Raw genomic sequence first — 3,020 nt, 5'->3', positions numbered from 1 at the left:
ATTCTCGTGCCGATTCCCGCGCCGGTGCTCGCCAGGAATCGCGTCCGCCCCGCGAGCCGCGCGCTCCCCGGCCGCCGGTGACGCCGAACCCGGTCCCGCCGATCACGTTCCCCGAAAGCCTGCCCGTCTCGGGCAAGCGCGAGGAGATCGCGCGCGCGATCGCGGCGAACCAGGTGGTGATCGTCTGCGGCGAAACCGGCTCGGGCAAGACCACCCAGTTGCCGAAGATCTGCCTCGAATTGGGCCGCGGCGTGGGCGCGGGCGGCAAGGGCTTGATCGGCCATACGCAGCCGCGCCGGCTGGCGGCGTCGTCCACGGGCCGCCGGATCGCCGAGGAACTCGGCACGCCGTTCGGCGAGGTGGTCGGCTACAAGGTACGTTTTACCGACAACCTGGCGCCCGGCGCATCCGTCAAGCTGATGACGGACGGTATTCTGCTGGCCGAAACCCAGACCGATCCGCTGCTGCGCGCCTACGACACGCTGATCATCGACGAGGCGCACGAACGCAGCCTCAACATCGATTTCCTGCTCGGCTACCTGCGGCAGATCCTGCCGAAGCGCCCCGACCTGAAGCTGATCGTGACCTCGGCCACGATCGACGCCGACCGCTTCGCGCGCCACTTCGGCAGCGAGACGAAGCCGGCGCCGGTGATCGAGGTCAGCGGCCGGCTGTATCCGGTCGAGGTGCGCTACCGGCCGATCGCCGACGACCGCTCGGCGGCCGTGCGCAACGCCGAAGGCGCGTCGAGCGGGCGCGACCGCCAGAAAACCGCGCGCGAGGCCGAGCGCGACCTGATGGACGGCATCGTCGACGCGGTCGACGAGCTGTGCCGCGAAGGCCCCGGCGACGTGCTGGTGTTCCTGCCCGGCGAGCGCGAGATCCGCGACGCGGCCGAGGCGCTGCGCAAGCATCACCCGCCGCATACGGAAATCCTGCCGCTGTTCGCGCGGCTGTCGGCGGCCGATCAGGAACGCGTGTTCAAGGGTTCGAACGCGCGCCGCATCGTGCTGGCCACCAACGTGGCCGAAACCTCGCTGACGGTGCCGGGCATCCGCTACGTGGTCGATACCGGCCTCGCGCGCGTCAAGCGCTATTCGTATCGCAACAAGGTCGAGCAGTTGCAGGTGGAGTCGATCTCGCAGGCGGCCGCCAACCAGCGCGCCGGCCGTTGCGGCCGGGTGGCCGACGGCATCTGCATCCGGCTCTACGAGGAAAGCGACTACACGGGCCGCGCGCGCTTCACCGATCCGGAAATCCTGCGCTCGTCGCTGGCGGCCGTGATCCTGCGGATGAAGTCGCTGCATCTGAGCTCGATCGAATCGTTCCCGTTCATCGAGCCGCCGCCGGGCCGCGCGATCGCCGACGGCTATCAACTGCTCAACGAACTGGGCGCGGTGGACGACGACAACGCGCTGACGCCGCTCGGCCGCGAACTGGCGCGCCTGCCGCTCGACCCGCGCGTGGGCCGCATGATCCTGGCCGCGCGCGACCAGCAGGCGCTGCGCGAGGTGCTGATCATCGCCAGCGCGCTGTCGGTGCAGGATCCGCGCGACCGGCCGATCGAGGCGCAGGAGCAGGCCGACCAGGCGCACCGCAAGTTCGCCGACGAGCGCTCCGAATTCCTCCAGTGGCCGCGCATCTGGGCCTGGTTCGAGGAGGCGGTGGCGCACAAGAAGTCGAACCGCCAACTGGTGGACGCCTGCCGCGCCAATTTCCTGTCGCACCTGCGGCTGCGCGAATGGCGCGACGTTCATTCGCAACTGCTGACGGTGGTGCGCGAGCTCGGCTGGCGCCTGAACGAAGCCGATGCGACCTTCGAGCAGGTGCATCTGTCGCTGCTGACGGGCCTGCTCGGCAATATCGGCATGAAGGCCGACGACGAGCCGCATTACCTCGGCGCGCGCGGCATCAAGTTCCATCTGTGGCCGGGCTCGGCGCTGGTCAAGAAGGCCGGACGCTGGGTGATGGCCGCCGAGCTGGTGGAAACGAGCCGGCTGTACGCGCGCGGGCTGGCGAAGATCGAGCCCGAATGGGTCGAGAAGGTCGGCGCGCATCTGCTGAAAACGTCGTTGTCCGAGCCGCACTGGGAGAAGAAGCCGGCGCAGGTGACGGCGTTCGAGCGCGGCGTGCTGTACGGCCTGACGATCTACAACCGGCGCCGCGTGGCGTTCGGCAAGCAGGATCCGAAGCGCGCGCGCGAGCTGTTCATCCGCGGCGCGCTGGTGGAGGGCGAATTCGACACGCGGCTCGCGTTCTTCGCGCACAACCGCAAGCTGCTGGCCGATATCGAGCAGCTCGAGCACAAGTCGCGCCGGCAGGACGTGCTGGTGGACGACGAACTGATCTTCGGCTTCTACGATCAGGCGGTGCCGGAAGGCATCCACACCGGCGCGGCGTTCGAGCGCTGGTATCGCGACGAGCTGAAGCGGAGCGGCCAGCCCGAGGACAAGCTGCGCCTGCTGTACCTGTCGCGCGACGATCTGATGCGCCACGAGGCGGCCGGCGTGACGACCGACCTGTTCCCGAAACGGTTGACCATGGCCGGCGTGGAAATGGGCCTGTCGTACCACTTCGAGCCGGGCTCGCCGCGCGACGGCGTGACGCTGCAGGTGCCGCTCTACGCGCTGAACCAGGTCGACGCGCGCCGCGCCGAATGGCTCGTGCCGGGCATGCTGAAGGAAAAGGTGCAACTGCTGCTGAAATCGCTGCCGCAGAAGCTGCGCCGCCATTGCGTGCCGCTGCCCGAGTTCGCGGCCGGCTTCGTCGAGCGTTCGGGCGCCGAGCGCTTCGGCGCGGGCGCGCTGGTCGAGCTGCTGATCGCTGACATCCGCCATCAGACGCAGATCGCCATGAAATCCTCGGATTTCAAGCTGGAAACGCTGCCGGCGCACCTGTTCATGAATTTCAAGGTGATCGACGAGCATGGCCGCCAGCTCGGCATGGGCCGCAATCTCGCGCAGTTGCGCGGCGAACTGGGCATGCAGGCGCAGCAGCATTTCCAGAAGATCGCGGCGGCA

Annotated in this window: 1 protein-coding gene; it reads left to right on the top strand. The window is 68.6% G+C overall.

The genetic code is table 11. The features are described from left to right. A partial coding sequence (gene hrpA / locus G3N92_RS32370) for an ATP-dependent RNA helicase HrpA (RefSeq protein ID WP_206131604.1) occupies positions 1-3,020 on the top strand: 3,020 nt, incomplete at both ends.

This window comes from Burkholderia sp. Ac-20379 (assembly GCF_017104645.1).
In the GTDB taxonomy this organism is placed as follows: domain Bacteria; phylum Pseudomonadota; class Gammaproteobacteria; order Burkholderiales; family Burkholderiaceae; genus Burkholderia.
Note: the sequence above shows the minus strand (reverse complement) of the source record. Positions and strands in the feature narration are given on the sequence as shown.